The sequence below is a fragment of the Gilliamella sp. WF3-4 genome, from assembly GCF_001690275.1.
GTDB lineage: Bacteria > Pseudomonadota > Gammaproteobacteria > Enterobacterales > Orbaceae > Gilliamella > Gilliamella apicola_C.
The window spans coordinates 268,255-285,036 of the sequence record NZ_LZGW01000017.1; the positions used below are offsets into that span (position 1 = coordinate 268,255).

The window sequence follows — 16,782 nt, forward strand, 5'->3', positions numbered from 1 at the left end:
TGATATTAGCATAAATAGATATGCTCTGCCACACAACAAGGTGGCAAGAGTAAAATAGGTACAGATTTATTATTAAGGTGCTAGCGGTAATGAACAACCAATAACAAGTAACTTATATTGCTCACTACCTTGGTTTGTATTTACCCAGCGATTTGGCATTTCAATTGTATTGACTAATGTTCCATCGCCAAAGTTGCTTTCAATTGTTCTGAGTTTGCCTTTTGCTAATTCCATTTTATCGCAATTAGCATAGTAATCAATTTTAATGGAATGATAAGGCGTTTCAGTGCCATCATTATTTTTTTGAACTAATGCTGGACTGTAGTTAGTCACTTCACTAAATACACGAATTTTAGTATTAAAAGGGTGAAGTTTAATCGATTTTCTATCTAAAAAAGAATAACCAACAATATTATCTTCGTTCGATTTCGATATGGGAATAAATTGTTCACCAACTCTAGGATCTTTCAAGCTCTCAGCTGCTGTATTTTCATTTTTTTTAGCGTCATTATCGATTTTTTCTTCAGCAGCATGACTAAATGTGGCAAAAGAAAAGAGAATTAAAAATAAACTGACCTTTTTCATCTAAATATTATCTCCATCTTTTGAGGTAGTTTCTATAGGATTAATGTGCGTTTGAGGTTGTTGTTCCTGTTCCTGTTCCTGTTCCTGTTTTTCTTTTTTCTTTTGCATCTTTTCTTTATATGCTTTGATTTTTTCTTGAAGCTCAGCTTCTTGTTTTTCAATAATTGGTTTTAGATCTGGTCGAATAACAAATAGCTCTTTTTTCTCTATATCACCTTGGATAGAACAAAAAACACTACTTTGGTTATTGGCAATTTGTTCTAAGTAAAGTGCTTTATTAATGGTTCCGATCCTTGGTATAACGCCATCAATAGCATAAGGATCGTCTTGCCATGTTGCAGGATTCAATTTGTGATCATAAATTTGGGAATTTGCTATGTAAATATTGGTATTGTATGGCAACCAATTAATATTATTTAAAGCATTTTTAACCTCAATTTCATTATTATCAAAGATAAAACCCCAATATAAAAAATAACCATACAAGGAGGTTGGAATATAAATATTACGATAGCCAATAATCTTCAAACCATGATATTCAAGTGGTTTTTTTAGCATGACTTGGTTTTCATCAAGATTTTGAATAGCCTTAACAGGAATATAGGTGACCTGTTCAGGTGTAGTTGCTAAATCAACATATTGGTTGATTGATTCTTGGTGTTTAGCAAGTTGTTCAAAAAACTGATTGTCACATTGAAGAAATGTATCGATTACTTTGTCTGTTTCACGTTGCTCGGTATTGGTCTGTGCAAAAGACATACAAGAAATAAATGAAGCACAAACAAGCACAGAAAGTTTTTTTAGAAGCATGGTGAGTTTCCTTGACCAATAAATTATACTTATTTTTTTGGGGAAAATTATTGTAAAGTAATGTAAATATGCGTGTCAATTAACATTACGTAAATCCTCAACAAAGACGATTAAATCACCGTTTTTAAATGATATTTTAGCCAAATCACTAATAATTTTGTTTCTTAAACTTACACATCCACCCAATGATAGCGTTTGCTTTGTTAAGGGATACTGAAAACCTGTGATAGTTAAACCAGTCACTTTTGTAAGTGGCATTAGCGAAATAATACGATTTTTTACATTAGTCATCTTTTGATAACGTTTGGCAAAAAAGAAATAGCAATAATTATCATAAAATGTTATTTGAAATCGATGATAATATCTCATTGCAACAGAAATATTACCTAAAAAGTGATCGCTAGCATGACCGCAAGCGCCATAAATATCGAATGTGGTTACGCCTTTATCTGCTAAAAACAAGATTGCCTTTTCAAAATCCGTTTTATTTTGATCGGGAGTGTGGATAATTTCAGTTTGCTTTGGAATGGTAAGGTTATTATTGAAACTATCTAAATCACCAATAATAAAATTGGGTATAATCGGTGAGTTTATCAAATAGTTATGATAAGCGCCGTCAGTTGCTGCAATATAGGTATAACTATCTGAATTGTTGGGGTAAAACTTCGGTGGCTCACCATTGACAAATAGTAGGGCTGTATTACTTTGCATGATTACTCTCTCAGATGTCTTTATCCGTTAAGCCGTAACATCTTGCTTTCAGGGATGAAATGTAAAGGGTAAACGACGGTGGTGGTAGTCATTCACCCATTATTTAGTGTGTGAAGGATGTCAAAAAGCTAATGTATAAGCCATAATAATTGCATCTTCTCGTTTACCATCAGTTGTTGGGTAATAGCCTTTTCGAACTGTTATTTGGTTAAAACCCAATGATTGATATAGCCTCATTGCAGGCGAATTTGATTGCCTTACTTCAAGCCAAAGTGTTGTAATTGGGCTTGGCGATGTTATGGTTATTAATTTCTCTATCAAGTGGTTGAGTAGATCTCTAGCCAGCCCTTGTTTTCTAAAATTGGGATGGATAGCGATATTAAATAACTCAGCTTCATCGAATGCTTGGTGGCAGATACAAAATCCTACTAGCTGATTATCGACAGTTATTTTAAAATTTAAATACCCATTCCCGTGGTTTGAAAAGAATGTCTGTTTTGACCACGGTATCGCATGGCAGATCTGTTCTAATTTAAAGGCTTTAGTTAAATCATTTTTTGTTAGGGTGGAAATCGTTTTCATATTGACATAATTGTTGCCAAAGTTGGCGTTTTTGTTGTGATGCATTTGCAAGTAAGTCTAAACTTATGGTTTGAATTGTGAGTGAATGCTCCCAATGCTCATCAGGTTTAATATCAATAAACCAAACAACAGTTTTAATCTCACTAGCAGGTATAATAAGCTGTGAAGGCGTTAAGACCAGTACTTGCTCTTCGGTAAGGCGAATAGCATTTAAAATATCAAAATAGATTTTTTGCGTTGGTTTTTGTTCGGCCACAACGATTAAACGAATCTCGTCACTAATGTGTGTGGATACTTCACCTTTCAATACGGCTGGTCTGCGCAAAACATACTGCGTTATATTGCATTGCTTTAGGTACCAATCTTGTTGCGTCATTATCGACTTACGTTTTTTATTAGAGATTAAAGGTGGTTAATTGTATAATCAACGCATCAATTTATAAAGGTTTTTCATCGAGGAAATATGTCCATATCCACTTTTACTCCTGCAAGTCAGGTTCTTGATCGCCACCAAGCATTTTTTAACGATAAAAATGTGGTGATAGCAGGTGATATCCAAGATAGTTATCCATCGGTTATGTCAGCAAATCAAGTTAAGATTCATTGCACACAATTTCATACGTATTTACGTTTAAAAAATAGCGCACGAGGCAATCATACCTATTTTTCGTTGTTACCAGAAGCGGATTTTTACGTTGGAATGAACACACTGATTTACTATTGGCCCAAAACGAAAAGTGAAGCGCAGTTTCAGCTATCGTATTTATTACATAATATGCCTAAAGGGAGTGATATTTTTATTATTGGTGAAAATCGCACAGGCGTAAAAAGTGTTGAATCTTTATTAGGCGATTTTGGAACAATTCAAAAAATAGATAGCGCAAGACGTTGTGGGTTATATCATTTTCAGGCAGAAAGCCGTTTAGCGTTTGATCTTAATGAGTGGTGGTTAAGTTATCATTTAACTATTGAAAATCAAGATATCGAAATTAAAAGTTTGCCAGGTGTATTTAGCCAAAAAGGGTTAGATGCAGGCAGTGAGTTATTATTAAATGCATTAATAGATCATGCTGATATTGTAAAAGGCAATGTATTGGATGTGGGCTGTGGCTCGGGTATATTATCTACAGTGCTTGGTAAATTATGCCCTGATATAGAACTGACGTTATCCGATGTTAGTAGCGCAGCAATTGAGTCAAGCAAAATGACGTTAGCCAGTAATAGTGTAAATGGGGCCGTTGTGGCCAGTGATGTTTTTTCTCATTTAAATGGTAAATATCATCTTATTGTTTCGAATCCCCCTTTTCATGATGGTAAACAAACCAGTTACACTGCGGTTAATTCCTTAATTAAGGAAGCTAAAAAACATTTAAAATTAAATGGTTATTTGTGCATTGTGGCAAATTCATTTTTACCGTATCAAGCCATTTTAGATGAAACATTCAAATGTGTTGAAGTGATAGCCCAAACGACTAAATTTAAAGTTTATTTAGCAAGCCATTAATAAGTGAGGTTTGTTTATTTTTTAAAGAAAAGGATGCGTTGCAATACATATCACAAAGTTTTATCAAGTTTTATAAATAAAGGGGCGATTTTATCGCCCCTTTATTTTAAAATGTAAATAGCTGGATTTAAGCTGATTTCACTATTATTGATATCATATCTAGATTAAGAGAGGGCTTCTGTTAATACTTGAATTTCATTATCAGTAAAATCACAGCGTGTAAAGTCTTGATCAAGAAGAATAGGAATAGTGTTGCTTTCACCGACTACGGCCAAGGCATTACATTTATTTTTAATCATATCACCTATAATGATTGGTCCACCGCCGTCTACGTGTTTATTAAAATGAGCTATACATTTAACATTTTTTCCTTGCGCATTGTTTGCACGATATAAAGCGGTTATCGTTTTACCATAAGATGTTAATTTAATCGGGACAATAACAGGGGTTAATTTTTGTCCGTTAATTTCATCGATAACTTTTATCATTTTATGTGTTCTTAAAAAAAGGACTAAACTCATCCACGTAACCACCAATAACAAAAGAGTAAGAACAGTCGTAGTCCAAAATAGATTCCGCATATTACTAATAGCTAAATCGATTGTTACTAGTGATGGATCATCGGCAGAAGCTACAGCTACTACTTTATAATTTTCTTTTGCTCCACCAAGGAAAACGTAATCACGCGTAATAACTTGTCCTTTATCTGTGGTAATTTTCACTGAACAATTATCAATCATACGCTTTGCACGGCATTTTCCTTCTACATCATAATCAACCACAACGGGATTACGTGATATTTTATAATCAGTAATTAATCCAGGATAATTTTTCAGGGCTATAAACATTGCTAACCCAAAGAAAAATATTGCCGCAAATATTCTTCTTATTTGATGTAATGAGCCCTCTTGCTTTAGCTTCACAACTTTTAAAGGGCGAGTTGGAAATACTTCTACTAATTTATTCATCAATCCCATTTTATAAATATACTCCTTATTAAAAATAAATATTTCATGTCTAAAGGTTAAAATTGTGTTATTAAAGGCTAACTTTTAATAACACGATAAAATGAATAAGTAATTACTTTCTTTTATTAAATTAGACTAAATCTTATCATAATATTTATTTTATAGAAATCACTCACGCGCTTTGCCGTAATTTAAAAAACGACTTCAAATTAAATAACTCTAGAAAACTGCTGTTGCCTTGCCATTTTTCGCATATAAATATCAAAGCACATGCAAATATTGCGTATCAATAAATGTCCTTTAGGTTGAACTTTAATTATCTGATCATTTACGGTGACTAATTCATCTTGTTGCAATGGCGCGAGTAGTTTTAAGTCTTCAGCAAAATAGTTATCGAACTGGATATGAAATTGTTCTTCTACTGCTTTTTTATCTAGATAAAAGTGGCAAATGAGTTGCTTGATTACATCACGACGAATGATATCATCCTGATTCAAATCAAATCCTTTCCATAATCCATGACCTTTTTGTTCAACTTGACTTTGATAGCTACTCAGATCTTTTTGATTTTGCGCATAACTATCACCTAACATACTAATGGCTGACACGCCCAGCCCAAGTAAATCCGCGTCCCCTTGTGTTGTATAACCTTGGAAATTGCGGTGTAATTTATTTTCTCGCTGAGCAATAGCCAGCTCATCGGCGGGTTTGGCGAAATGATCCATACCAATAAAGTGGTAACCAGCATCGGTTAATTTTTGGATGCTGGTTTGTAAAATTTGCAATTTTTGGTTGGCATTTGGTAAATCATCATCTTTAATTTTACGTTGCGCGGCAAAACGATCTGGTAAATGAGCATAATTAAATACACTTAAACGATCGGGTGAAATATCTATCACTTTATTGAGTGTTTCGGTAAAGCTTTCTACGGTCTGCTTGGGTAAACCATAAATTAGATCTAGACTAATAGAGTGAAAACGATTTTTTCGTGCCTGATTGATAAGAGAACGTATTAGTGCTTCATCTTGTTTGCGATTAATTAGATTTTGGATTTCGTGGTTAAAATCTTGAATCCCCATACTCAACCTATTAAAACCAACACTCGCTAAGTGGTCGATGGTTTGTGGCGTAATTTCACGAGGATCGATTTCGATCGACAGTTCGGCATTATCCGCAAAATTGAAGTGCGTTTTTAGCGAAGTAATCAGCCGAGTAATTTCATCATCAGTTAAAAAAGTCGGTGTACCCCCGCCCCAGTGCATTTGTGTTACTGTGCGTTGTTTGAATAATTTTGCCCGTGCGGCAATTTCAATATCCAAAATATCGAGGTATTTGGTGACTTTTTTGGTTTGGCGAGTAATGAGTTTATTACAACCACAAAAGTAACAAAGTTTATGGCAAAACGGGATATGTACATAAAGCGATAATGGCTTTGTAGGGTAACGTGTGGCGGCCGATAAAAAGTCCTGCTTGCTAAATTCTTCATTAAATTCAAGTGCAGTAGGATAAGAGGTATATCTTGGACCAGAATAGTTATATTTTTCAATTAACGCCTGATCCCATAATTGCATATCAGTCATGCTGTTACTTCCGTTTAAATCTCTGTTTAGTGCTGTTATTTTTATCGAATTTTCCTATCAGTTTTCGATGATTTCTAATTTTTGTTTTAATTTTTATTTGATTGGTTTTATTTAAATATAACAATGTGCAAATTAATAACCCAAAATATAAACTTAGCATAATTAATATTGGCATTATGATTCGCTCGCTTTTAAGTTATTAATTAGAGGCATAAAAAATAAAGGTTGTGACATTAAATCACGAGCCGAAACTTAACTATTACAATGGCATTCCAGCTCGCATATCAGAAATATACAATCATGAGTATTAATTATATTTTCCTACCATTAGTTTCGTTTTAACAAACTAACAATATCTTCTTTCTTGTCGTCTTGATCTTCAATATCATCAAAATCGTCGTCAGTATAACCGAGCTGTTGCATTAACTCATCAATTCGATTTAATTTACTATCAAGATAAGTTTGTTGCTCTTTAGTTAGTTTGCTATTTTGCTCGACTAAATCCAGTAACTTATCTAATTTTGGATCATTTTCTAGTTGTTCTAACTCTTGTTGTGGAGATAAATTTGATGATAAAACCATTTTAGTTGGTTTAGTAGGTTGTTTAGCTTGTGTGACATTACTTGAAGTTTCCGTAATTAAGGAAATGGGCTTTTTGCTACCCACACGTGGATCTTTGACTGTTTTTGTCGAATTTTTATTCTTGTTATTTTCTTGATTATTAAAGCGGGAACCACTTGGCAAACCTTTATGTTTGCGTTTACGCTTTAGTTCACGAGATTCTTCATTGATCTCTTGACGGCTTTTCTTAGTTTTTTGTTTCGATTTATTTTTTAACATACAATCTCAATTTAATACCAGAGTTAAAGATTTAGCTAGTATTTTAACAGTAACTTGACCAGATAGCTATGATGAAGCATCAATGCTAATTTGTGATTGTAAAAAATGAGATTTATGTATAATCTGAGCCAACTATTTGAGAATTAATTGCAATAGAGAAACATAAAACATGAACAATCATTTAAGCCCTTATATGCAATTTAGTCGTAAAGAGTGGGCTAGTTTACGTAATGCAGAGCCAATGACATTAACTTGTGATGAGTTAGTCTCGCTACAAGGCATTAATGAAGATCTGTCAATGGATGAAGTAAGTGATATCTATCTACCTTTATCTAGATTGCTTAATTATTACATTAGCAATAGTTTTAGTCGGCAGGCTGTTTTATCTAAATTTTTAGGCAAAAGCCAAAAAATTCCTTATATCATTGGTATAGCAGGAAGCGTTGCTGTGGGGAAAAGTACTACAGCTCGTGTATTGCAAGCATTATTATCTCGTTGGCCTGAGCATCGCAAAGTGGCTTTGGTGACAACTGATGGTTTTTTATACCCCAACAAATGCCTTGAAGAACGTGGAATAATGAATAAAAAGGGCTTTCCGCAATCTTATGATATTAAAAAACTGATCAATTTTGTTGCTGATATTAAGTCTGGTCAAGCACAGGTTAAAGCACCCGTTTATTCTCATTTAGTTTATGATATTGTTCAAGATGAACAAATTATTCTCGATAGCCCTGATATTTTAATTCTTGAGGGATTAAATGTGTTACAAGGCGCTGTAAATTATGCACAAGCCAATAATCGTGTTTTTGTTTCTGATTATGTTGATTTCTCAATTTATGTTGATGCCGATGTATCGTTATTACACAATTGGTATGTCAATCGTTTTTTAAAATTTAGAGCAGGAGCATTTAGCGATCCCAATTCTTATTTTAATCACTACTCAAAATTGCCAGAGCAAGAAGCGCTTAACATCGCAAACCGTCTTTGGCATGAAATTAATGAATTGAATTTAATAGAAAACATCCTACCAACAAGGGAAAGAGCCAGCCTTATCCTAACCAAAGGTAAAGATCATAAAGTTGATTGTGTTCAATTAAGAAAATAATTTAAAAAGGGGGGAGAAGATCGATATGAAATTAACAATAAGATCAATTTGTAAGTTAATTTTTTTAGTATTAACAGCTATCGCTTTTATACCTAATATTTATGCAGCAAATCATGACGAATATCAAGGTGTAACTTGTTTTAGCAAAAAACACATTATGGAAAAACAAATTGATGAGGCAAAAAAGGCGGGTAACTTGCGCCAAGCTCAAGGGCTTGAAAAAGCATTACATGATATCAATACATATTGTAATGATGATGATTTAAAAGCTAAATACACCGAAAAAGTAATTGAAAAGACTAAAAAAGTTGCCGAAAAAGAGCAAGCTTTAGCTAAAGCGCAAGCAAAAGGAGACGCCCAAAAAATAGCTAAACAAAAGCTAAAATTAAGTGAAACTCAAAAAGAATTGAACGAAGCTAAAACTAAATTAGCTGAATTTTATGAAGAAATTAAAGCTAAATAACAATTGTATTATTTTGAAAAATAGTTGTATTATAATTGACCAAAATAAGATTTGAATTATTTTAATCTAAAAAATATAAAGAAATATAATGGAAAACGTATCTAAAATTAGGCAATGTATTAAGGTTGCCACTCAAGGTTTTATTGGTCGAGAACAACTAGCTGAACTTATCATCCTTGCTGCAATTGCTAAAGAGCATTTATTAGTCATTGGAGCACCTGGTACAGCGAAAAGTGCGGTAGTAAGGCGTATAGCTAAAACGATGAATGGTCAGTATTTTGAATATTTGTTAGGTCGATTTACCGAACCTTCAGAACTTTTTGGAACCGTTGATCTTAAAAAACTTCGTGAAGGAAAGGTTGAAACAGATACTAGTGGTATGTTACCAGAGGCAGAAATTGTTTTTTTAGATGAAGTTTTTTTAGGTTCAACTGCAATTTTAAATACATTATTAGGTATTTTAAATGAACGCCAATTTCGGCGAGGTCACACGAAAATCACCTGCCCGTTAAAAATTTGTATTGCCGCATCAAATAGCTTGCCTGATGATGATGGTTTGGCTGCTTTTGCAGATCGCTTTTTACTCCATCTTTTTGTTGAACCTGTTGCAGATAACTTCATCGAAGATATGCTTGCTGGTGGTTGGCAAGCCGAATATGCTGAAATAGATTCTTCCTTATCTTTAGATGAACTTGCTGAGCTAAGTGAGCAAGTCAAAAATGTTAATCTTGATAAAATTTTTTCGCCGTTTGCGGATGCAATTAGATTACTCCGACAAAATGGCGTTAGCTTATCGGATAGGCGTGTAGTTAAAACACTAAAGCTTATTGCAGCAGCAGCTTTGGTTAATGGAAGGCTTGAGGCTGAAAAACAAGATTTATGGCCACTGTTTTATGTTTTACCTACCATTGATACGCAGCAGAGAGGGCAAGAGATATTAAAAGATGTCTTTACATTATCTAATAATTCTCAACTTTTTTATGCTACGGAGTCAGCAGCTCAACAACCCAACGCTCGTTTAGAAAGATTGATAGAGCTTGCTACACATTGTGTAAATAATGATGCTCAACAAATAGAAAGTGTCTTACGTGAAATTGATGCCAATTATTCCGTTGATACCATTCCAGAGCAACTAAAGCAGTTAAGAACGCAATTAATTGATTTGATAGCCCAGAATGTGTAGTGATACTTATATTCAATGGCATTGGCAACTTAATAATGATCCAGTAGTACCTGTCGCTGTGGTTGCTTGGAATGATGTTGTCCCACGCTTGTTTAATCATCTTAGACAAAACTTAAGTAAATATGATTTATCTAAATATCAATTTGTTAAAGGTGATAATTTTGTTGTGATTATTGGTGAATCCTCGTTATTACCATGGGTAAATGGTGTGCAATATGCGATGATTGATAGCCAAGAACCACGGCTTTGGTTACCATGCCATGCTAAACCGTCGATATCTTTGTTTTTATTGGCTGAAGCTATTGGTTATAAGTTTAAATGTGAGCAGATGCTTTTATGGGATCAGCCTAAAGCGGTTATTCCTTTAGCTAAAAAGTGGCCATTAACCAAAGAGTTTCTTGAATATGTCAAATAATCCATTACCCAAACCGTTTCGAGCTTGGCAACCTTGGTTATCATGGTTCGATGAAAATTTGCAACCGATAGTAGCGGATCTACTTTTACAACTTAATAACCTGTTAGGACCAACAAAAGAAAGCCGATGGAAAGATCAACAATTTTTATCAGGTTTAGGGGATTTAAAAAAACGTGGCAGCTATGATCATTTATTGACAAGTGAATGGTTAATAGCGGAAGAAGAACCTGATGAATTTATTCGCCGAGCAGTGAGTTATGAGCATCTTTTTTTTACCCCTATGCAAGAAAAGTCCAAGGCGAATGGCGTTATTATTGCTTTATTTGATTGTGGTATTCTACAATTAGGTGTATCTCGCCTTGTTCACCTAATTTTGATGTTATTGTTAGAGATTCGTTCTCATAATCACCAAAGTCAGTTTTATTGGGGCATTATTCAAAATCGGCCTAATTTAAGATTATTTAAAGATATTGGCGATCTAAGATGTTTACTAAACAAGCGGACTACAACGCTTGCAACGGATAAAATGTATCGTCATTGGGCTAATTATTTTGAACAGTCGGAACAAATTTACGATGAATGTTGGTTAATTGGTGCGAATCCCCCTTTTACAGCTTTTTCAACACACCAAGTTAATATTGAACGATTAATTAAATCACCTGAAAAACTATCGGTAACAATAAATAGCAAAATAATGTCAAAACACTGTTATTTAAGCTTACCCGCTCCAATATTTTGTGAAAAAATGTTAGCGGGGCAATTTGCTAGCAATAGTGACTATGCAGAAATAATACAGCAGTCTGTTGTTCCAATAAATATTGGATTTAATCCAATTATTTCGGCAAATGGTAAATGTATTTTGACATTAAACCTTGATAGTACAATGGCTTATTGTATTAACATTACAGGGATCCATTCGCCTAAAAAAAATTGTCGGATTCAATATCACCACTTAAGTGGCTCTGTATTAGGGATGGATTTAAAAGGAAAGCGAATTGTGGCACTGCTTCACGATCAGCAAAGGCTATTTTTATGGCAGGCCAATAGTGGAAGGTTTGAGCTGGTCGAAAACCTGAATATAGATAAAGACAAACCATTAATTGCCTTTTTGGGATTATATAATGTACATGGGTCCACTTTTTTGTTTATTGATTCGAATAGTTTGTTGTGTTCTTTATATTTTTTACCTAAAAAGAATGAAGTAATTTCACTTCAAACTATTAATAAAAATGTTGTGGCACTATTTAAATTGCATGATAGTGCTGCTTATTATTTCTATTTTGATGATCAAAATAGACTCTGTTTAACAGGTTATAATGCAGGTACTTATACTTATCGTTTGGTTGGAATTAAACATAAGTCTAATTTGCAGTACCTTCTTACGGCTGAACAATTATGGCTAAAAGGTTTTGGTCGTTTAGCGATTGGTGATGGGCAACTGTGGCGTGTATTTACCGCTGAAAAAGAGTCGATGCATGTTACTGTACCTAATGAATGGCTTGTATTTGGATTGTTTTATGACTCGTATGATGGTAGAACCCACTTTTTAGTGATAAATCATGATAAAAAGCAAGTTGCGCTATTTGATTATGTCACTAATAGCATAAATATTTGTTTGCGTTCACCACATAAGATCGTAAGTTATAGTTATAACTCATTAGCTAAATCATTTACAGTCACTACTGACGCAGGTGAATTAATATTATATTCATTTATAACACAATCTATGCGATTAAAATTAAGTAAAATTGATTAATATATGACAAATACGGTTAACTTCATACGAACCCCGACTTTAAAGGGGACACAAAATATTGCTGGTATATGGTTTCCTGCTCAATGGTTTGATAGCGTACAACGACGACGGTTATTAATAAAATATTGGTTTTTAGGGTGTTCAATTTATCAATTTAAACAAGGTGATTTACTGAAATTTTCAACCACAAAAATGCTTAATTGTGATGGCTTGGAAGGTTGGCCACTAATTTTTCAAAATGGCATTTTGTGCTCCACCTTTTTGCCTGACAAATTTGAATTAAAAGTAGCGTATTATGATTTAGTGTTAGTTTCGGGTAATGCAATTACTTCATACAGTTATGACGATGCAATTAAAATCGATCCTGCTCAGTGGGTAGATTTAGATAAATATCAATTATTTGAAACAGAAGATTATACTATTGAAGTTGTTTATGATGATTTGCTTGACTTTACAGAAGATGGTAAACCCATTGGCCAAATATTTGATGGTAAAATACCCTCTCCAAGCCCTAAAATGATGAGATATATTAATGAGCAAAGGGAAAAAAGCCAGCAAAAAAATTTTGATCAACAGACTAACTCTAGCGCTACTAATGCAGCGGAAAAAAGAAAGCCTTTTCCCTTATGGATTTATTTTGTATTTACATTTATATTTATATTTATATTGTTAAGATTATTGGCGATTTTTAGATATAAAAATTCAGATACTGTTTCGGCTTTGCAAGACTCCCCTATTAATAATAATTATCAAATTTTAGCTACTTTATTGTTAACTTTGGGGGGAGTTATCTTATTTGCTATGGTTATTAGCATGATAATCAAAACTGTCAAATATGCTAAAGCAATTAAACGAGGAGAGATTTCTAATAAAATTAAAGTAAAAACATTTGCTTACAAGATAAAGAGTAGTGATTTGCCGCAAACTTATAATCCTAATAGTTCTCCTTTGCCTGCTCGTCAGAATCGCGAAAAACAAAAACCAAGCCGATGGCGTAATTATTTATCATTATTTTCAATAGTTTCTAAACTAAGCCATTTGATTGCGCTTCGGCAAGGTAATTATATCGAAACCATGTTAAAAAAGTTTGAGCAAGGTAACTTAGAAGACGCTTTACGCTATGCAATTCCGATTAATAACAATAGCCCTTCAAAAGGGCAAGCTTTTGGTGTCCCTAAACCGCGTAATAAATTATCTTTGAGCGAGTCGGTTTATGGTAATTCATCATCAATCTATCTTGAGGAGAAATTACAAAAGCATTTGCAGGTTTTGTATCAGCAGAGTTTTGAAAAATTAGCCAAACAAGATCGAGTGGAAGAGGCGGTTTTTGTTTTGGTTGAATTGTTAAATAATTTGGATGAAGGCTTAGAATTTTTAATGCAAAGAAAGCGTTACAAACAAGCCATGGAATTAGCTATTGCGCGTGATGCAAAACCTGAATTAATCATAAAACTTTGCTGTTTAGCAAATGATTGGAATAAAGCAGTGATGATAGCAAGGCGTGATAATGCTTTTGCTAATGCTATTTTGATGCTTGAAAAAGATCAACCAGAAATAGTGGATAGGTTAAGATTAGAATGGGCAAATGCATTGGCTGATCGAGCGGAATGGTTAGCAGCGATAGATGTTATTTGGCCATTACCAAAATATCGTTATCTTGCTGAAGAATGGTTTAATAACATTGATAAACTAGATGCACAGGCAATAGATGCAAAAGCAATAGTTAAACGTTTAATATTAATGCCTGAGTCGATTGATAAACTTGAAGATCGCTTGACGGAGATAAAAAATAACCCAGATTTTTATCAAAAAAGATTAGGTATTGCTCAACAAATATTAGAACAACAACAATATATTGAAAATTTACGAAGTTTGTTACGTGTATTGATTAACAATATTCTAGCTGATGTAGTCACTTATCCAAATGAATTTACCAAAGTAGATATAGCAAAGTTGATTGAGCTCACTCAAGATAAATCTTTAAAAATTGATATGCCCAATTCTTCGTTAACTTTAGCAAGACATAAGCCTTTATTAGAATCTAATCGGCTTCTTCTTTATATTTGCCCAGAAGCAGGTTACCGTTCAATTTATCATATGGCTGTCTTGACTGATAATAATTATTTATTGGCGTTAGGTGAAGCAGGCATCATTAAAGTTGATAGGCAAGGTAAACAACTTGCTCATTTTATGATTCCAGCTGAAAGATTAGTGATATCTCATAATCGTTTACAGGTTTTGGCATTGGTAAAAAGAAATAACTATTACCGTATTCATAAACTTGATTTAAGTACTGGCAAATTCATTGATTTAGGTGTTGTCCAATTTCAGCAATGTCATTGGACATTTGATGGTATCAATTGGACAATTGTTAATAATAACTGTATTGAAGTGATTAATATAGGCAATACACTAGCGGTTGTTTGGCGAGTCGATTTATCGCCTAATTCTGTGTTACAAATAGCAATAAAAGATCATCAAGAGGCAATATTAACAGTTAATCCTGAGAATTGTTGTGAAGCATTTTACTATAGTATTCCTGAACGTAGACTAATAAATAGACGAGATATTGAAAATGATGGTGATAACGTATTGTTAAGTGATGAGTTAAGAATATCATATTTAAAATATGATTATATAACCAATCAATTATCACATGTTTTTAATAAATTTAACTATGAAGTAATTCCATTAACGATGAGTGAGAAACAATTTAAGAATCTTCATGTTTTAGCAATTGGTCAGATAATTGCGCTGTGTGTGAATCAAGAAGATAGTATTGGTTATAATATTCATTTATATCACCCTGATAGCAACCAGATAAAAATGATCATTAATTGGCATTCATCAATGCCTGTTTCTGGTTTTTGCATTGATGGTGAATATTGTTTCTTTGATAAACAAGGTCGAGTATTACACGTTAACGTTAAGGAAAATAAAGTGACCTCGTTTTCGATTTAACATTAATAGGTGAGAATTTGGATAAATTAATGGCGCCTTAATGGCACTAGACTTTTTTATTTAAAAAGAGTATGGTGTGCGCTTTGTTACGTGGTTCGTGAACCTCCCACGCTAAAAAACTAAGGAAAATTATGAATAAAGTTACACTACTTGGCGATCAATCTGTTCGCTATCCTACAACCTATTGTCCTGAAATACTCGAAACGTTCGATAATAAACACCCAACTAACGATTATTTTGTTAAGTTCAATTGTCCAGAATTTACTAGCCTTTGTCCTATCACTGGGCAGCCTGACTTTGCGACGATTTATATTTCATACGTACCTAATATTAAAATGGTTGAAAGTAAGTCGCTCAAGCTATATCTCTTTAGCTTTCGTAATCATGGTGATTACCACGAAGATTGCATCAATATTATTATGAAAGATCTTATTAAACTAATGGATCCTAAATATATTGAAGTCTGGGGAAAATTTACCCCTCGCGGCGGAATCTCTATCGATCCTTATGCAAATTATGGTAAAGCCGGCACTAATTGGGAACAAATAGCGATGAGCCGTTTGGCTAATCACGATCTTTATCCTGAAAAAGTCGATAATCGCTAATTCAATTTACCCTAACAGGAAACTCTCAATGCAAACTCGTAAAGCACTAGTGATATTTTCTGGTGGGCAGGATTCTACTACCTGTTTACTGCAAGCCATTGCTGATTATGGTCGTGAAAACGTCGAAACCATCAGCTTTCAATATGGTCAACGTCATGCTATTGAACTTGAAAAAGCCAAGTGGATTGTTGAAGATCTTGGCGTTAAGCAAACCGTGGTGGATACCTCGGTGATTAAACAGACGACCAATAATGCTTTGATTGATGATTCACAACAAATCACCGCAGCCAAAGAAGGCGATTACCCTAATACTTTTGTGGATGGACGTAATATGCTGTTTTTGCTTTTGGCTGGTTGTCATGCCAAGCAACACGGTATTAGTGACATTATTATTGGCGTTTGTGAAACCGATTTTAGTGGCTACCCTGATTGTCGTGATATTTTTATTAAATCAATGAATGTATCGATGAATCTTGCTATGGATTATAATTTCAATCTCATTACCCCTTTGATGTATTTGACTAAAGCTCAAACATGGGAAATGGCTGATAAACTAGGTTATTTGGATTATGTCCGCGACCATACTCATACTTGTTATTACGGAGTTGATGGTGGATGCGGCAAATGCCCGAGCTGTATTCTTCGAGATAAAGGATTAACACAATACCTTAATCATTCAAATTAATTGAAACACTGGGTTCACTTACCCCATTA

17 protein-coding genes and 1 riboswitch are annotated in these 16,782 nt (G+C 33.8%); of the genes, 9 read left to right on the forward strand and 8 right to left on the reverse strand.

Annotated elements, in window-relative coordinates; translation table 11 throughout:
- Positions 1-72: 72 nt before the first annotated feature.
- The 5 genes from A9G47_RS04570 to A9G47_RS04590 form a co-directional block, all read right to left on the reverse strand.
- Positions 73-585 carry a surface-adhesin E family protein gene (locus A9G47_RS04570; RefSeq protein WP_065642287.1) on the reverse strand — a complete coding sequence of 171 codons (513 nt, stop codon included), beginning with the start codon at positions 583-585 and terminating at the stop codon, positions 73-75.
- Positions 586-1,395 carry a hypothetical protein gene (locus A9G47_RS04575; RefSeq protein WP_065642288.1) on the reverse strand — a complete coding sequence of 270 codons (810 nt, stop codon included), beginning with the start codon at positions 1,393-1,395 and terminating at the stop codon, positions 586-588.
- Positions 1,396-1,470: 75 nt separating this feature from the next.
- Positions 1,471-2,106, reverse strand: coding sequence for a thiamine diphosphokinase (locus A9G47_RS04580; protein WP_065567952.1), 636 nt, complete (start codon positions 2,104-2,106; stop codon positions 1,471-1,473).
- A 120-nt stretch (positions 2,107-2,226) separates the two neighbouring features.
- A complete protein-coding gene (rimI, locus tag A9G47_RS04585; protein ID WP_065567953.1) occupies positions 2,227-2,688 on the reverse strand; it encodes a ribosomal protein S18-alanine N-acetyltransferase in 462 nt (153 codons plus the stop codon).
- The gene (locus tag A9G47_RS04590) at positions 2,657-3,064 is read right to left on the reverse strand and encodes a DNA polymerase III subunit psi (protein WP_065581421.1); all 408 of its coding nucleotides are present in this window, start codon (positions 3,062-3,064) and stop codon (positions 2,657-2,659) included. The genes rimI and A9G47_RS04590 overlap by 32 nt, the downstream gene beginning before the upstream one ends.
- Positions 3,065-3,157: 93 nt before the next feature.
- On the opposite strand from A9G47_RS04590, the gene rsmC reads away from it, so the two are divergent.
- A complete protein-coding gene (gene rsmC / locus A9G47_RS04595; protein ID WP_065642323.1) occupies positions 3,158-4,192 on the forward strand; it encodes a 16S rRNA (guanine(1207)-N(2))-methyltransferase RsmC in 1,035 nt (344 codons plus the stop codon).
- A gap of 164 nt (positions 4,193-4,356) precedes the next feature.
- Here the strand turns inward: rsmC and A9G47_RS04600 are convergent, their stop codons facing one another.
- The 3 genes from A9G47_RS04600 to yihI all read right to left on the reverse strand — a co-directional run bounded on the left by A9G47_RS04600 (position 4,357) and on the right by yihI (position 7,580).
- Complete coding sequence (locus tag A9G47_RS04600) at positions 4,357-5,169, reverse strand: hypothetical protein (RefSeq protein ID WP_065567955.1); 813 nt, start codon at positions 5,167-5,169, stop codon at positions 4,357-4,359.
- A gap of 200 nt (positions 5,170-5,369) precedes the next feature.
- The gene (hemN, locus tag A9G47_RS04605; protein WP_065642289.1) at positions 5,370-6,740 is read right to left on the reverse strand and encodes an oxygen-independent coproporphyrinogen III oxidase; all 1,371 of its coding nucleotides are present in this window, start codon (positions 6,738-6,740) and stop codon (positions 5,370-5,372) included.
- A 327-nt stretch (positions 6,741-7,067) separates the two neighbouring features.
- Positions 7,068-7,580, reverse strand: coding sequence for a Der GTPase-activating protein YihI (gene yihI / locus A9G47_RS04610; protein WP_065567957.1), 513 nt, complete (start codon positions 7,578-7,580; stop codon positions 7,068-7,070).
- Between the two features lie 169 nt (positions 7,581-7,749).
- Between yihI and coaA the strand changes: the two genes are divergently transcribed.
- From coaA to queC, 8 genes are all read left to right on the forward strand, one after another.
- Positions 7,750-8,685 carry a type I pantothenate kinase gene (coaA, locus tag A9G47_RS04615; protein WP_065567958.1) on the forward strand — a complete coding sequence of 312 codons (936 nt, stop codon included), beginning with the start codon at positions 7,750-7,752 and terminating at the stop codon, positions 8,683-8,685.
- 25 nt (positions 8,686-8,710) lie between these two features.
- Complete coding sequence (locus tag A9G47_RS04620; protein WP_065642290.1) at positions 8,711-9,148, forward strand: DUF1090 domain-containing protein; 438 nt, start codon at positions 8,711-8,713, stop codon at positions 9,146-9,148.
- Positions 9,149-9,236: 88 nt separating this feature from the next.
- Positions 9,237-10,331: an AAA family ATPase gene (locus A9G47_RS04625; RefSeq protein WP_065642291.1), complete on the forward strand. Its 1,095-nt coding sequence runs from the start codon at positions 9,237-9,239 to the stop codon at positions 10,329-10,331.
- Positions 10,324-10,746, forward strand: coding sequence for a bpX5 domain-containing protein (locus tag A9G47_RS13500; protein ID WP_081297920.1), 423 nt, complete (start codon positions 10,324-10,326; stop codon positions 10,744-10,746). The genes A9G47_RS04625 and A9G47_RS13500 overlap by 8 nt, the downstream gene beginning before the upstream one ends.
- Complete coding sequence (locus A9G47_RS04635; protein ID WP_065642292.1) at positions 10,736-12,502, forward strand: hypothetical protein; 1,767 nt, start codon at positions 10,736-10,738, stop codon at positions 12,500-12,502. The genes A9G47_RS13500 and A9G47_RS04635 overlap by 11 nt, the downstream gene beginning before the upstream one ends.
- A gap of 3 nt (positions 12,503-12,505) precedes the next feature.
- Positions 12,506-15,463, forward strand: coding sequence for a bpX6 domain-containing protein (locus A9G47_RS04640; protein WP_065642293.1), 2,958 nt, complete (start codon positions 12,506-12,508; stop codon positions 15,461-15,463).
- Between the two features lie 84 nt (positions 15,464-15,547).
- A riboswitch (PreQ1 riboswitch) is annotated at positions 15,548-15,592 on the forward strand.
- 2 nt (positions 15,593-15,594) lie between these two features.
- The gene (gene queF / locus A9G47_RS04645) at positions 15,595-16,068 is read left to right on the forward strand and encodes a preQ(1) synthase (protein WP_065567963.1); all 474 of its coding nucleotides are present in this window, start codon (positions 15,595-15,597) and stop codon (positions 16,066-16,068) included.
- A gap of 28 nt (positions 16,069-16,096) precedes the next feature.
- Positions 16,097-16,753: a 7-cyano-7-deazaguanine synthase QueC gene (gene queC / locus A9G47_RS04650; RefSeq protein WP_065567964.1), complete on the forward strand. Its 657-nt coding sequence runs from the start codon at positions 16,097-16,099 to the stop codon at positions 16,751-16,753.
- Positions 16,754-16,782 lie beyond the last annotated feature (29 nt).